Here is a 13528-nt window from a genome sequence, read left to right as displayed (position 1 = left end):
GAATCCTTTGGTCCCAGGTTCAAGTCCTGGTGGGCCCACCAGAAATGAAAATGCCAACCTTCGGGTTGGTATTTTTTTGTTCAGCTAAAGTATCAATATATGCCAAACCATAAAACCGATGTGATCACTGAAACCACCTTCTTAGTTCCGGCTATGGATTGTCCATCTGAAGAACAGATGATTCGCATGGCCTTGAGTTCATTAATAACTCATTCAATGAGTTTTGATATTCCCAATCGGAAAGTGGTGATTTGTCACTCTGAGGATCCCAGTGAAGTGCTGGCTAAATTAATCCCATTAAATTTTGGGGCGGTTATACAGAGCAATAAAGCTATAGACCAATCGATACTAGTCTCGGCCGTTTCCGATCCCGCCGAGCAAAGCAAAGAACGCCAAGTCTTAATTTGGCTATTAGTGCTCAACGGTGCCATGTTCTTTCTCGAGATCATTATGGGTTGGCTGGCTCAATCAGCTGGATTAATGGCTGATGCCCTAGATATGTTTGCCGATGCGGCTGTATATGGCGTTGCTTTATATGCTGTTGGCAAAGTGGCATCTCATAAACTGAAGGTCGCAAAGCTGGCTGGTGTTGTTGAATTATTTTTAGCGGCTGGTGCTCTTTGGCGAGCTAGCTATCAAATCTATGTTGGAGCACAGCCTGAAGCCAATACGATGATTTGGATTTCAGTATTAGCTTTAGCGGTCAATGTGACCTGCTTATTTTTAATATCTAAACGCAAGAATGATGGGGTTCATATGCGAGCAAGCTACATCTTTTCTGCCAATGATGTCTTGGCTAATTTAGGTGTGATTATTGCTGGTGTATTAGTCGCTTGGTTCAGTAGCCCAATTCCAGATTGGATTATTGGACTTCTCATTGGCTTCTTGGTACTTAGTGGGGCTATCCGAATATTAAGGTTGAGGTAAAGGCACCTAGTGTTGAATATTTCTGAAGGGATGTTGATATGAAAATCATGCCAATAGTTTGGTATCGACTTGTAAAAGCAGGCGAGACTTGTGTTCGTTGCGGGGAAACCCATCAAGAGCTTGAAAAGGCGGTAGTCAAATTGAAATCTTCACTCCTGCCATTGGGTGTTGAGGTCACATTTGAGACTAAAGAGTTAACCGAAGAAGAATTCAAAATCAATCCATCAAAATCAAACGAAGTATGGATTGCCGACAAGCCAGTAGAAGAGTGGCTGGGTGCCCAAGTTGGTATGACCCCTTGCTCTTCGGTTTGCACGGGGTCTAGTTGCCGCACGCTTGAAGTTGACGGAAATACCCATGAAACTATCCCTGAAGAATTATTCGTAAAGGCGGGCTTGAAGGCGGCAAGCGAATTGCTAACTTCTGAGTCTAGCTTTGCCTCTAAATCTTGCTGTGGCGGTTCTTGTAATTAATTTAAGCGGTCCATTGGAAGTATTGGGTTTTAAGTTTTCAACCGTTACTTAAAGTAACGCTCACACCTTCCATTCATCCCCACAAACTCCCCATTAATCCCCACTCTTAGTCACAAGTTCTTTTGGCTAAATTGCCCCCAGTAATTCATCCAATTAGGTTGCCCTAGCTTAGCTCTGCAAGCCATTAACAAACTCGATTTGAATTGATTGTTTATCCGAAAAGTAGGTCAAAACGCCTATCGTACGTATATGGGTTATCGATATTGATAGCTCCATATATACGGGAGGAGCAAATGGATCAAAGCAATCTTGCAGTTAATCAAACCATCTCTTTTGACACTTTAAAAACGTCAGCATATGCCAGTGCCAAGATTAATCTTGGTGATGAATTGGATATGGACGACTTGGGGGCGTTATTTGCAGTAAATGACTATTTTCAGCAAAGACTAGGGCATTCAGTGTTTTCTAGCATTGAAGTGGCTGCTATTGGCGATGCACTGGAAAAGCACGGAATTATGTATGCGGAGGTTCAGTGAGTATTTGCATAGATCAAGCGTTACTTCAAGTAACGCTGCGATTGCCAAGAGATCTCCATGAGATTCCAAGAGTTGCCATTAATCAGCCAGTTTGCTTTGGATGTATTGACCAGGCAATTTGCCCAATACCGGTTGTCCTAAGCCACCATCAGAAACTAAAGTTACTATATGCCGCAAATCGTTGAAACTACCCATGAACTGCTACCTAGAGAGCTGGTGATCTATCGCCGCGAGCGTAGTGGTATCTGGCAATGTCGCTATAAGGTTGCTGGAGTCTGGCAAAGAGCTTCTACGAAGCAGCGCAAATTAGAGTTGGCTAAAGAGCGTGCAAAAGAGATCTTTTTTGAAGCAGAAATTCGTAATCGCTCTAATCTGCCAGTTGTTACTCGTCGATTTAAGGATATCGCCAAGCTAGCAGTTGAGCGTATGGAGCAAGAATTGTCTGCTGGTAAAGGCAAAGTGATTTATAGAGACTACATTCGGGTGATTAAGGATTACATCATTCCATCGCTGGGCAATCGCATGATTACCAATATTGACTACGAAGCCTTAGAACAGTTTGATAGAGATCGTATTGAGCTGATGGGTAAGGAGCCTACTTCGAGTACTTTGCATACGCAAAACGCGGCAATGAACCGGGTATTTGATGAAGCAGTCATTCGAGGCTTTTTAACTGAAGCTAATCGTCCAAAGCTCGTAGCTAGCAATGGTAAGAAGAGTGATCGTAGACCTGCTTTTGAATTACATGAGCTAAAAGCGTTATTGGCTAATTTAGAGCCTTGGATTGATGCTGCTCGTAATCTTGCTAGTCGTGAGCGTAGATTAATCATGCGCGACTATATTGAGATGTTGGTAGATACTGGCGCAAGACCAGGTATAGAGCTGCTGGATATTAAGTGGAAGCAAATCCGCTTCATGATGAGCCCTGCATCAACTTTGACAGATCAAGTCGATGAACGGGGTGAGCGCATAGAGGTGCATAACTTAAACCGCAGTTGTGAACTTACTGTTACTGGCAAGACCGGTACTAGGCAGATTATTGGTAGGCAACCTACAGTAAAGGTGCTAGAGCGCATTGCCAAAAGAAACTATGGGGTAGATAGCTCTTTAACTGACCCACTAAAAGATTTAATCAATCCTAATAATGAGGATTACGTTTTTAGGACTAAAGATAAAAAAGAGGATGTCAGCGAATCCTTTCAAAAGATGTTTATGTGCTTTTTAGAGGATCACAACTTACTTAAGGATCCCAAGACTGAGCAAAAGCGGGTGTTTTATAGCTTGCGCCACACTTACGCTACTTTGGCATTAACTCACGATCGAGTGCCTATTCATACGCTAGCTAAACAAATGGGCACAAGTGTTGTCATGATTGAACGTCACTATAGCCATTTAAAAGTTATTCAGGCGGCGGAGCAATTGCGCGGTGCTGAAACAAGGCGACTAATTGAGGCTGATGCAAAAGTGAGTGCAAGCTATCAAAGCAAGAGACGGGGAAAACAGGCTGGGCAAGAACTATTGGCTGCTTAGATTGGTTACAGCGTTACTTAAAGTAACGCTAGAATATCCAAATGACCTCAAATAATCTTGAATACGTCGGAAAGATGAATCCGCTGCGATTAACTTCGCTGGAAGAGGATCGCAAGAAAGAGCAAGCGGAGATTCTTGCTGATCAAGCGCATTGGAAAAAGTACGGAACCAATAGACGTAGTGGCGCTAGCAAGCGCGAAATCATGGAGGAATTGAGTCGTGAAAGATTCCCCTGGGAAGAATAAGCCCACGTTAGAGTCACTGCTTAATGACAATCAAGTCATTACAGGCAAGCACTTAATCAAACAACAAAAAGAAGCTGCGCTTGAGGCAGAGCGTCAAAAGGTAATATTGGATGAAGCTATCGAGTTTGAGCGCAGAAATCGTAAGCAAAGCAATGTTAATAAACTTTGTTGCTCTAAATGACATATTCCATGGGTTGTTATTGGTTATGCGTCTAAAAGTGGGTGGCGGTAATTTATTGGTGTAGTATTTTGTAATACAAAAAACAAGGCCATTAAATGACATTAGCTCTTCCTCCTAAACCTCAGAGCCTGCGCGAGTATGTTGAGAGTTACCTCAAGCAGGCAATCGTAGGCGGCAGGTATAAGCCTGGCGACAGACTTATTGAGCGAGAAATCTGCGAGTTGTTAGGCGTTAGTCGTCCTCCTGTGAGAGAGGCGTTGCGTCAGCTTGAGGCTGATAAGTTAATTACTCACGAGCTACATCGCGGTCCAGTAGTGGCTTCCGTTTCTTGCGAAGAGGCAAGTGATTAGACGCTGACTACCCAACAGCCATTATCTTAAAAGAAATGATCGTTTGAATAAAGTAACGTGCAAAGGTATTCTGGATGGAGGTCACTTTAAAATGGGGCTCTGGGTGGGATTGGGCGACCCCTAGATAATTCATAAGGGTACCCCACCACTTATACCAAAATAAAAGTCTAATTGGACTCTTTTAGCGAATGAATATTGTCTTAGTAACTTTAAGAAGACAACTTGAAAACCCTTGAGGATATTGTCACTTTTAGCGGAATGCCCCCGCTAGCGGGCTTTTAATCTGTTGGTCGTAAGATCGAATCCCATCCACCCCACCAGTAATAGATAGGGCCACAGAAATACGACTCCGTTTCATTTGGGTGGATAGGATGTTCTGGCTTTTGTTGGTGATAATAGTCGATCGCTTGAACCTTTACAGACGGAGTTGGAAGGCACTGGGCGAGACTGATCAACTCATAAACTAGTTAAATAGGTATGGCCAAATTTAGGGGTCGCAAAAGTAATTTACGCTCTACTACCACAACCTGATGGACCATTTGGAAGGAATTTGAATTAGCTAAATACTAGATAAATTATTTACCCAACATCTCCCAAGTAGCCACTACGCTATCTGGATTTAATGAGATGGAAGTAATACCCTTCTCAACCAACCAGCGCGCAAAGTCAGGGTGATCTGAAGGACCCTGACCGCAAATGCCAACGTACTTGTTTTGCTTACGGCAAGCATCAATAGAGCGGGCAATCATGAACTCCACTGCTGGATCACGTTCATCAAAGTCTATTGCAAGCAACTCCATGCCGGAGTCACGATCCAGACCCAAAGTTAATTGAGTCATATCGTTTGATCCGATAGAGAAGCCATCAAAGTATTCGAGGAACTGATCAGCCAAAATAGCATTGGAAGGAATCTCACACATCATGATGAGGCGCAAACCATTAACACCACGCTTGAGGCCGAACTTCTCCATCATATCGATCACGCGCTTAGCCTGATTAATGGTGCGCACAAACGGAACCATGATCTCAACGTTATCTAGACCCATATCTTCACGAACACGCTTCATTGCTGCGCACTCGAGAGCAAAAGCCTCACCGAAATCCTCTGATACATAACGTGATGCACCGCGGAAGCCTAACATTGGATTTTCTTCATCCGGCTCGTAACGTGATCCACCAATCAACTTCTTGTACTCGTTAGATTTGAAGTCTGACAAACGTACGATTACCGGCTTTGGATAGAAGGCAGCAGCAATAGTTGCCACACCTTCAACCAACTTGTCTTCGTAGAACTGACGTGGGCTAGCGTAACCGCGGGCCACACTCTCAACTGCACGCTTGAGATCTGGGTCAATGTTTGGGTATTCCAGAACTGCACGTGGATGAACACCAATGTAGTTGTTAATGATGAACTCGAGGCGAGCTAAGCCAACACCAGCATTCGGAATTTGACAGAAATCAAATGCCAATTGGGGGTTACCAATATTCATCGTGATCTTCACTGGAATCTCAGGCAATACACCACGAGAAACTTCAGTAACTTCGGTTTCGATCAAGCCATCATAGATATGGCCTTCATCACCTTCAGCACAAGAAACTGTCACCATCATGCCGTCTTGCAAATGCTCGGTCGCATCACCGCAACCAACTACCGCAGGTACACCTAATTCACGAGCAATAATCGCAGCGTGACAGGTGCGACCACCGCGGTTAGTCACAATCGCTGAAGCACGCTTCATGACTGGCTCCCAGTTTGGATCAGTCATGTCGGCAACCAATACGTCACCAGGCTGGACACGATCCATCTCGCTTGGGTCACGAATAATGCGGACTGGACCAGCACCAATCTTTTGACCGATCGCACGGCCTTTTGCTAATACCTTTGAGCTACCTTTTAACTTGTAGCGCATCTCTACTTGGCCTGCTGCCTGACTCTTCACTGTCTCAGGACGAGCTTGCAAAATATAAATGCGGCCATCTTGACCATCTTTACCCCACTCGATGTCCATCGGACGACCGTAGTGCTTCTCAATGATCACCGCATACTTGGCCAACTCAGTGATGTCCGCATCTTCCAGTGAGAAACGATTCCGCTTCTCAGGAGCTACATCCACTGTCTGCACTTTTTCTGCAGAGCTCTTTGGCGCAAATTGCATTTGAATCAACTTAGAGCCTAAAGAACGACGAATAATTGCTTTCTTGTCTTTGGCTAAAGTAGTTTTGAATACATAAAACTCATCAGGATTAACTGCGCCCTGAACCACTGTTTCCCCTAAGCCATAGCTTGAGGTAATGAAAACCACATCTTCAAATCCAGATTCAGTATCCAATGTGAACATCACACCAGCAGCGCCTAGGTCAGAACGCACCATGCGCTGAATACCGGCAGATAAGGCTACTTCAGCATGGGCAAAGCCCTTATGAACACGATAAGAGATAGCGCGATCGTTATAAAGCGAGGCAAATACTTCACGAATCTTCTTGAGAACATCATCAATACCCTCGACGTTCAAGAAAGTTTCTTGCTGACCTGCAAAAGAAGCATCAGGCAAGTCTTCAGCAGTAGCTGACGAACGCACTGCGAATGAGCCCTTGCCAGAGTCATCCAACACAGCAAATGCCTTACGAATCTCTTCGTCTAATTTTGGTTGAAATGGCGCTGTTTCGATCCAGTTACGAATCTCTGCACCAGCTTGTGCCAATGCGCGCACATCATCAATATTCAAACCTTCTAAGCGCTGTTGAATACGCTCAGTTAGATTGTTATGTTTTAGAAAATCACGGAACGCCAAAGCAGTTGTAGCAAAACCTGTTGGAACACGAACCCCAGTAGAAGCTAACTGAGAAATCATCTCTCCTAGTGAGGCATTCTTACCGCCGACGGATTCAACATCCGTCATGCGAAGTTGCTCAAAAGGCAAAACATAGGCATCAGCCATACTGCTATTTTGTTGCTGTTGGTTGGACATAAAATACTCTTTAAAGATAAGGAAATTGGTGTAGCGGATATAAACAACCAACCATTAATGACCGCCTGCGCCACCCAAGTAAGCAGCTTTCACAGCAGGATCATCTTTAAGCTTCGCAGCTGGTCCGTGAGTAGCAATCTTGCCATTCTCAAGAACATAGCCATAGTCAGCAACGTTCAAAGCCGCCGCAGCAAACTGCTCAACCAGCAACATAGTAACGCCTTGTGATTTCAAGTTGGAGATGATCTTAAATACTTCTTCAACCAAGATTGGTGCAAGACCCATAGATGGCTCATCCAAGAGAATGATCTCTGGGTTCAACATCACAGCACGGGCCATCGCTAACATTTGTTGCTCGCCGCCAGACAAAGTACCGGCCAATTGATTGCGACGCTCTTTAAGACGCGGGAACATTTCGAGAGACTTCTCGAGGTCATTCTTAATATCGCCTTTGGGACGGCTGCCTGTAAAGCGTGGAAATGCGCCCAACAATAAATTGTCGGTAACTGACATAGTCGTAAATACGCGACGACCTTCAGGGCTATGAGCCAAACCTAAGCGAGCGATTTTATGAGAGTCGTAACCATCAATTTTTTCACCGCCTAGAGTGACTTCACCAGCCGTTGGCTTGATCATGCCAGTAATAGCGCGCATGGTTGTTGTTTTGCCGGCGCCGTTTGAGCCAATCAAAGTAATCACTTGTCCTTTTGGAACATCAATATTGATGCCGTGGAGGACTTTGACTTTGCCGTAGCCTGCTTCAAGATTCTTAATAGATAACATGGTATTTACCGATTCAATATGTTCTAGTGATTAAGTACCCAAGTAGGCATGAATCACCTTCTCGTCTGCCTGAACTTCAGCTGGTTTACCTTCTGCAATCTTCTGACCGAAGTCCAATACAGAAACGGTATCGCAAACTGACATCACCACATCCATGTGATGCTCAATCAGGATGAAGGTAATACCGCTATCGCGGATCTTACGAATAATGCGCAAGAGTTCTTTAATGTCAGGAGCTGTCAAGCCTGCTGCTGGCTCATCCAACAAGAGCAACTCAGGATCCAATGCCAAGGCGCGGGCAATCTCGAGTAAGCGCTGCTTACCGTATGGCAAGTTACGCGCCTCTTCATTAGCCAAGTCATCCAAACCAACGAACTTGAGGAGCGCCATTGCACGAGCATGAGCTTCAGCCTCTTCACGCTTGTAGCGTGGCAGATTCAAAGCAATTTCCACCATGTTTGACTTGAAGGTGTGATGCAAACCAACCAAAATATTTTGGATGGCAGTCATTTCACCGAAAAGCTGAACGTTTTGGAAGGTACGTGCAATACCAGATAAGGCGATGTCGGAAGATGTCTTACCAACAACGCTTTCACCAGCGTACAAGACGTTACCAGCTGTAGGCACATAAATACCCGTCAACACGTTCATCATCGTGCTCTTACCGGAACCGTTAGGACCGATCAAGCCATGAATAGTGCCGCGCTTGATGCTCAAATCCACATTGTTTAATGCCTTGAGGCCGCCGAACTGCATCAATACAGAGTCAACCTTCAGGAGCTCAGCACCAGCATTTGCGCTGGATACATTGCTAATGAAGCTGATAGAGTCATCCACCGCTTCAGCATCACCACCACGGGTAGTTTTAGCTTTGCCAACGATTGACTGATAGAAGCTCTTCACAAAGCCAACGATACCGTTTTGCAAGTAGTACACCACCAACAAAATCATGAAGCCGAAAATACTCAAGCGCCAGTCGGAAATCGTATTGAGCCAGAATGAGAATGCTGCTAAGCCCACTACGCCAGCGATAGGTACAGCAACGCGACGCGGTGTAGTTGTCTTCTTGGATAAGGCCATACCAGCACCAACCAGCACTACAACTGCAATGATCGAAGCAACGATACGGAACAAGTTGATGTCGTCCAAGAGCTTAGGCAACAACACGATGATGGCTGCACCAATCAAGGCGCCGAGGCGAGACTTACGTCCACCCATGATGATACCGAGCAAGAACAAAACAGCGAGTTCGTTGTTGTAAGTATTTGGTGAAATGTATTGCTCTGAGTACGCATACAAACAACCAGCTAAACCAGCAAAGCCAGCGCTGATTACGAATGCGATCACCTTAAAACGATATACGGAAACGCCCATACAGTCACAGGCAATTGGGCTATCACGCAGGGCCTCAAAGGCGCGACCAATTTGTGACTTCACAAAACGGTCTACAACGATCATGGAAATGATCAAGATGACGCCAACCAACCAGAAGTATTCTGCCTTGGTCATTGGTACGCCCATTAAATCAGGCTTTGGAATCTTGATACCCAATGGGCCTTCAGTCAACCAAGTCATCTCGTTAATGAGAATCTGCGCAATGGTTCCGAAAGCCAAGGTCACCATCGCCAAATACGGCCCAATTACTTTCAGGGCTGGCAATGCCAAGATGCCGCCGAAGATGGAGGTCACGATGATAGATGCAGGTAGAGTTCCCCAAATCGTCCAACCGAAATGAAAGTACAAAACACCAGCGGTGTATGAACCGATACCAAACAGAGCTGCGTGACCTAAGGAAACCTGACCAACATAACCCACCACGATATCTAAACCATATAACAAGATGGTGTAGATGAGGATGGTTTCAACTAAGTGAATGTAATAAGGGTTATGGACAAACAACGGCAAACAAAAGAGTGCCGCAATCGCAATTAATAGCGGTATTAGAGACTTCTTCATCATTAAACTTTCTTAATTGCAGATTTGCCGAATAGACCGGATGGTTTGTATGCCAATACAAGCAATAACAAAATCAAGCCTGGAACATCTTTGTAACCAGTAGAGACATAAAAGCCGGTAGCTGTTTCGACAATACCCAAAATCAGACCACCCACGATAATGCCCATGCCGCTAGACAAGCCGCCAATAATTGCCACAGCAAATGCCTTCAATCCCAGCGCGCCACCCATAGTTGCGCCAGTCAGCGTCAATGGTGCAATCAACACACCAGCAAACGCTGCAGTCAAAGAAGAAAGTGCATAAGAGAAGGTAATCACCATACTGGTGTTGATGCCCATTAGGCCAGCTGCATCGCGATCGTTTGCAGTTGCAACAACTGCTTTTCCGTAAATCGTTTTGCGATTGAAGAACTCCACCAACAACATCATGAGTAAAGCGCCAACTACCACCAAAATTTCCATTGGCAAAATACTTGCGCCCAAAAAATTCATTGGCTCCATTGGCAATGGTGCTGGGAATGGCAATGCATCGCGACCCCAAATATTTTCAGCAACGTTCTTGAAAATAATACCGAGTGCAATCGTAGACATAATCCAACCAAACTCAGATTTAATTTTGATTGCAGGGCGTACGCCGATGAGTTCGACGAAACTACCCTGAATCATGCCGAATAAGCAAACTATAGGAATCATGACCCAGTAGTTCATACCAAACGTATCTACGCAGGTTAAACCTACCAGAGCGCCTAGCATCAAGGCTTCACCTTGACCGAAGTTTAATGTGCCAGATGTGGCAAAAGTTAGCTGAAATCCAAATGCGATAACAGCATAGATCATCCCCACCGCGATACCGCTCGAAAGGATTTGTGCAAACATGTCCATGTTATTGGCCTAAATATTCTTAATACTGTTTTATTGACGGTTTAAATATCACAATAAACGCCGCTTTTTGGGCGACGCTCTGTTTTATCAATTGCTGCAGTGCAAAATATTGAATTATTAAGCACTGCGACCTCGAGGTAATTACTTCTTCTTAGGCTTAGCATCCTCAGCGTTCAAGAACTCAACGCGTCCGTTCTCAACTACGCCCATCACTACGTCCTTGGCTTTGATGGCTTCGTGATCTGTTGCTGTAAATGGCTTGTTGTAAGTAATCACAACACCATCAACTGGAGTCTTCAGATCTTGCAATGCTGCAACAATCTTTGGTCCCTCTGTACTGTTAGCTTGCTTGATAGCGGCTGCCAAGAGGTAAACAGAGTCATATCCTTGTGCTGCAGAAACTGGAGATGCGATGTTGTTGTTCTTTGGCTTGAACTCTTTTAAGTAAGCCTCTTGGAAGGCTTTACGCTTAGCTGTTGTAGATGGAGATTGAATATAAGTTTGTGGCATTGTTGCGCCGTTACCATTCTTACCGGCTGTATCAATAAAGCTGGCCATAGACAATGTCCATGAACCGATCATTGGCTTTTTCCAACCCAACTTCGCCATACCGTTAGCGATTTGCGCCAACTCAGGTCCGATTGCGTAAGTCAAAATCACTTCAGCGCCAGCATTTTTTGCTTTGAGCAATTGTGAAGTCATATCAACGTCACCAATGTTGAATTTCTCAACTGCTACTGGTGTTAAGCCATAGCCCTTCAATGCCTTCTCTAAGTCTTCACGACCCAACTGACCGTAGTTTGTAGAGTCAGCCAAAATCGCGATTTTCTTCAAGCCACGCTTTTCAACCGCTTCCTTAGCGATCAATGGTGCTTGAATATTGTCAGGGGCAGCATTACGGAAAACATAGTTTTCTGGTGCGTTAGGGAATTGCTTAGTCAAGATAGAACCAGTAGCAACGTTGTTCATTACTGGAATCTTGGCATCTTGATAGAAACGCTGGGAAGCCAATGCAACACCAGTGTTGATATAACCCAAAGTAGCAACTACTTTTTCGTTATTGATCAACTCTTGTGCAATTTGTACGCCACGCTCATTTTTTGCTTCGTCATCGCGCTCAACCAAAACGATTTTGTTGCCGTTGATACCACCAGCAGCATTAATCTCTTTTGCAGCAAGACGCACACCATCACGCATACTCACACCCATAGAAGCGGAGCCGCCGGTGAAAGGTCCTGAAACACCAAGTTTGATATCGGCAGCGTAAGCACCGGTTGAAAGCATTGCAGTAGCAGCTACTGCAAAAATGTGACGACGAATATTCATAAAGTCTCCATAACAAAATAAAAAAATAAAAAAATAAAGTTAGCGCCTTGCAACTTACTCGACGCAAACAGACAATCCAAGGATGAACAAGGAATAAATTAGTATTCAAGGCTAAAAAGCTCCTGGATACAAAATATCTTTAGTCACATTCTGAATATCGCGATGACCTGTAAATGCCATGGTGATGTCCAGTTCATTGTGAATGATCTCTAGGCACTTGGTAACGCCAGCCTCGCCCATCGCGCCCAAGCCATACAAGAATGGGCGACCGATCATTGTCCCGCGTGCACCCAAGGCCCAAGCTTTCAGAACATCTTGACCAGAGCGTATGCCGCCGTCCATCCATACTTCAATATCTTTGCCAACTGCATCCACAATTCCAGGCAATGCCTTAATGCTAGAAATTGCGCCATCGAGTTGACGGCCGCCATGGTTAGAAACAATTAATGCATCCGCCCCGGAGTTTGCAGCTAAGCGTGCATCATCTTCATCAAGGATGCCTTTGATGATGAGCTTTCCGCCCCAGAGTTTTTTAATCCACTCAACATCGCCCCAATTAAGGCCTGGATCAAACTGCTCTGCAGTCCAGGAAGAGAGTGAAGACATGTTGCCAACGCCGGTGGCATGACCAACAATGTTTCGGAATGTTCTACGCGGCGTCATTGCCATTCCCATGCACCAGCGTGGCTTAGTCGCCATATTGATCATATTGGCAATGGTGAGTTTAGGTGGAGCTGAGAGACCATTCTTTAAGTCTTTATGGCGTTGACCTAAGATTTGTAAATCTAGAGTGAGGACAAGTGCTGAACATTTTGCCGCTTTAGCGCGCTCAATGAGGCGCTCAATAAAGCCGCGGTCCTTCATAACATAGAGCTGAAACCAGAATGGCTTAGTAGTGCGCTCAGCCACATCCTCAATTGAACAGATACTCATTGTTGAAAGGCAAAATGGCACGCCAAATTTCTCGGCAGCCTTGGCTGCCAAAATTTCACCATCGGCATGCTGCATTCCAGTGAGGCCAGTAGGTGCCAGCGCAACCGGCATAGCAACTTCTTGACCAACCATGGTTGTCTTGGTCGTGCGGTTGGTCATATTGACCGCTACACGTTGGCGCAACTTAATTTTTTGGAAATCAGACTCATTGGCGCGATATGTGGACTCGGTCCATGATCCAGAGTCCGCATAGTCATAGAACATCTTAGGGGTGCGTTTTTTGTGGAGGACCCGCAAGTCTTCTATATTGGTAATAACTGGCACAATGGATCCTCATTAATAATTGGTAAACTGGTAATACCAAAACAGGATGCATTGTGAATACAATGTGACAGATTATTTCTAGGTATATTCCCTAATATAGGGGTTTAAATACTA

The 13528-nt window shown here is 44.9% G+C and carries 13 protein-coding genes; 7 read left to right on the top strand and 6 right to left on the bottom strand.

Annotated elements, in window-relative coordinates; genetic code table 11:
* The first annotated feature begins 99 nt into the window (after window positions 1–99).
* The 7 genes from PKF022_RS07705 (at window position 100) to PKF022_RS07675 (ending at window position 4242) form a co-directional block, all read left to right on the top strand.
* Window positions 100–927, top strand: a complete 828-nt coding sequence (locus tag PKF022_RS07705) for a cation transporter (RefSeq protein WP_281776476.1) — start codon at window positions 100–102, stop codon at window positions 925–927.
* A gap of 38 nt (window positions 928–965) precedes the next feature.
* Window positions 966–1400 (top strand): DUF2703 domain-containing protein, encoded by a 435-nt coding sequence (locus PKF022_RS07700; RefSeq protein ID WP_216275601.1) that lies wholly within the window; start codon window positions 966–968, stop codon window positions 1398–1400.
* A 293-nt stretch (window positions 1401–1693) separates the two neighbouring features.
* Window positions 1694–1936: a hypothetical protein gene (locus PKF022_RS07695; protein WP_281776475.1), complete on the top strand. Its 243-nt coding sequence runs from the start codon at window positions 1694–1696 to the stop codon at window positions 1934–1936.
* Window positions 1937–2104: 168 nt separating this feature from the next.
* On the top strand, window positions 2105–3466 hold the full coding sequence (locus PKF022_RS07690; RefSeq protein ID WP_281776474.1) for a hypothetical protein: 1362 nt from the start codon (window positions 2105–2107) through the stop codon (window positions 3464–3466).
* A 41-nt stretch (window positions 3467–3507) separates the two neighbouring features.
* Entirely contained in the window at window positions 3508–3711 is a 204-nt protein-coding gene (locus tag PKF022_RS07685; RefSeq protein ID WP_281776473.1) for a hypothetical protein, read from the top strand.
* Window positions 3686–3892, top strand: a complete 207-nt coding sequence (locus PKF022_RS07680) for a hypothetical protein (protein WP_281776472.1) — start codon at window positions 3686–3688, stop codon at window positions 3890–3892. Before PKF022_RS07685 ends, PKF022_RS07680 begins: the two co-directional genes overlap by 26 nt.
* Before the next feature lie 95 nt (window positions 3893–3987).
* A complete protein-coding gene (locus PKF022_RS07675; RefSeq protein WP_281776471.1) occupies window positions 3988–4242 on the top strand; it encodes a GntR family transcriptional regulator in 255 nt (84 codons plus the stop codon).
* A gap of 575 nt (window positions 4243–4817) precedes the next feature.
* Here the strand turns inward: PKF022_RS07675 and ppsA are convergent.
* The 6 genes from ppsA to PKF022_RS07645 all read right to left on the bottom strand — a co-directional run bounded on the left by ppsA (window position 4818) and on the right by PKF022_RS07645 (window position 13414).
* Window positions 4818–7211, bottom strand: coding sequence for a phosphoenolpyruvate synthase (gene ppsA / locus PKF022_RS07670; protein ID WP_281776470.1), 2394 nt, complete (start codon window positions 7209–7211; stop codon window positions 4818–4820).
* A gap of 54 nt (window positions 7212–7265) precedes the next feature.
* The gene (locus PKF022_RS07665; protein ID WP_215348454.1) at window positions 7266–7994 is read right to left on the bottom strand and encodes an ABC transporter ATP-binding protein; all 729 of its coding nucleotides are present in this window, start codon (window positions 7992–7994) and stop codon (window positions 7266–7268) included.
* Window positions 7995–8024: 30 nt separating this feature from the next.
* Window positions 8025–9953: a branched-chain amino acid ABC transporter ATP-binding protein/permease gene (locus PKF022_RS07660; RefSeq protein ID WP_281776469.1), complete on the bottom strand. Its 1929-nt coding sequence runs from the start codon at window positions 9951–9953 to the stop codon at window positions 8025–8027.
* Window positions 9953–10831, bottom strand: coding sequence for a branched-chain amino acid ABC transporter permease (locus PKF022_RS07655; protein WP_281776468.1), 879 nt, complete (start codon window positions 10829–10831; stop codon window positions 9953–9955). The genes PKF022_RS07660 and PKF022_RS07655 overlap by 1 nt, the downstream gene beginning before the upstream one ends.
* 141 nt (window positions 10832–10972) lie before the next feature.
* Window positions 10973–12157 carry an ABC transporter substrate-binding protein gene (locus PKF022_RS07650; RefSeq protein ID WP_281776467.1) on the bottom strand — a complete coding sequence of 395 codons (1185 nt, stop codon included), beginning with the start codon at window positions 12155–12157 and terminating at the stop codon, window positions 10973–10975.
* Window positions 12158–12268: 111 nt separating this feature from the next.
* Window positions 12269–13414 carry an alpha-hydroxy acid oxidase gene (locus tag PKF022_RS07645; protein WP_281776466.1) on the bottom strand — a complete coding sequence of 382 codons (1146 nt, stop codon included), beginning with the start codon at window positions 13412–13414 and terminating at the stop codon, window positions 12269–12271.
* Window positions 13415–13528: the final 114 nt, after the last annotated feature.

Source organism: Polynucleobacter sp. KF022, assembly GCF_027924105.1.
Classification (GTDB): Bacteria; Pseudomonadota; Gammaproteobacteria; order Burkholderiales; family Burkholderiaceae; genus Polynucleobacter.
This window is presented reverse-complemented; position numbering and strand designations above follow the sequence as displayed.

Bases quoted from the DNA above. Each gene is read 5' to 3' on its own strand.
- PKF022_RS07705 (WP_281776476.1), top strand. From the start codon at position 100: ATGCCAAACCATAAAACCGATGTGATCACTGAAACCACCTTCTTAGTT.
- PKF022_RS07700 (WP_216275601.1), top strand. From the start codon at position 966: ATGAAAATCATGCCAATAGTTTGGTATCGACTTGTAAAAGCAGGCGAG.
- PKF022_RS07695 (WP_281776475.1), top strand. From the start codon at position 1,694: ATGGATCAAAGCAATCTTGCAGTTAATCAAACCATCTCTTTTGACACT.
- PKF022_RS07690 (WP_281776474.1), top strand. From the start codon at position 2,105: ATGCCGCAAATCGTTGAAACTACCCATGAACTGCTACCTAGAGAGCTG.
- PKF022_RS07685 (WP_281776473.1), top strand. From the start codon at position 3,508: ATGACCTCAAATAATCTTGAATACGTCGGAAAGATGAATCCGCTGCGA.
- PKF022_RS07675 (WP_281776471.1), top strand. From the start codon at position 3,988: ATGACATTAGCTCTTCCTCCTAAACCTCAGAGCCTGCGCGAGTATGTT.
- ppsA (WP_281776470.1), bottom strand. From the start codon at position 7,211: ATGTCCAACCAACAGCAACAAAATAGCAGTATGGCTGATGCCTATGTT.
- PKF022_RS07665 (WP_215348454.1), bottom strand. From the start codon at position 7,994: ATGTTATCTATTAAGAATCTTGAAGCAGGCTACGGCAAAGTCAAAGTC.
- PKF022_RS07660 (WP_281776469.1), bottom strand. From the start codon at position 9,953: ATGATGAAGAAGTCTCTAATACCGCTATTAATTGCGATTGCGGCACTC.
- PKF022_RS07655 (WP_281776468.1), bottom strand. From the start codon at position 10,831: ATGGACATGTTTGCACAAATCCTTTCGAGCGGTATCGCGGTGGGGATG.
- PKF022_RS07650 (WP_281776467.1), bottom strand. From the start codon at position 12,157: ATGAATATTCGTCGTCACATTTTTGCAGTAGCTGCTACTGCAATGCTT.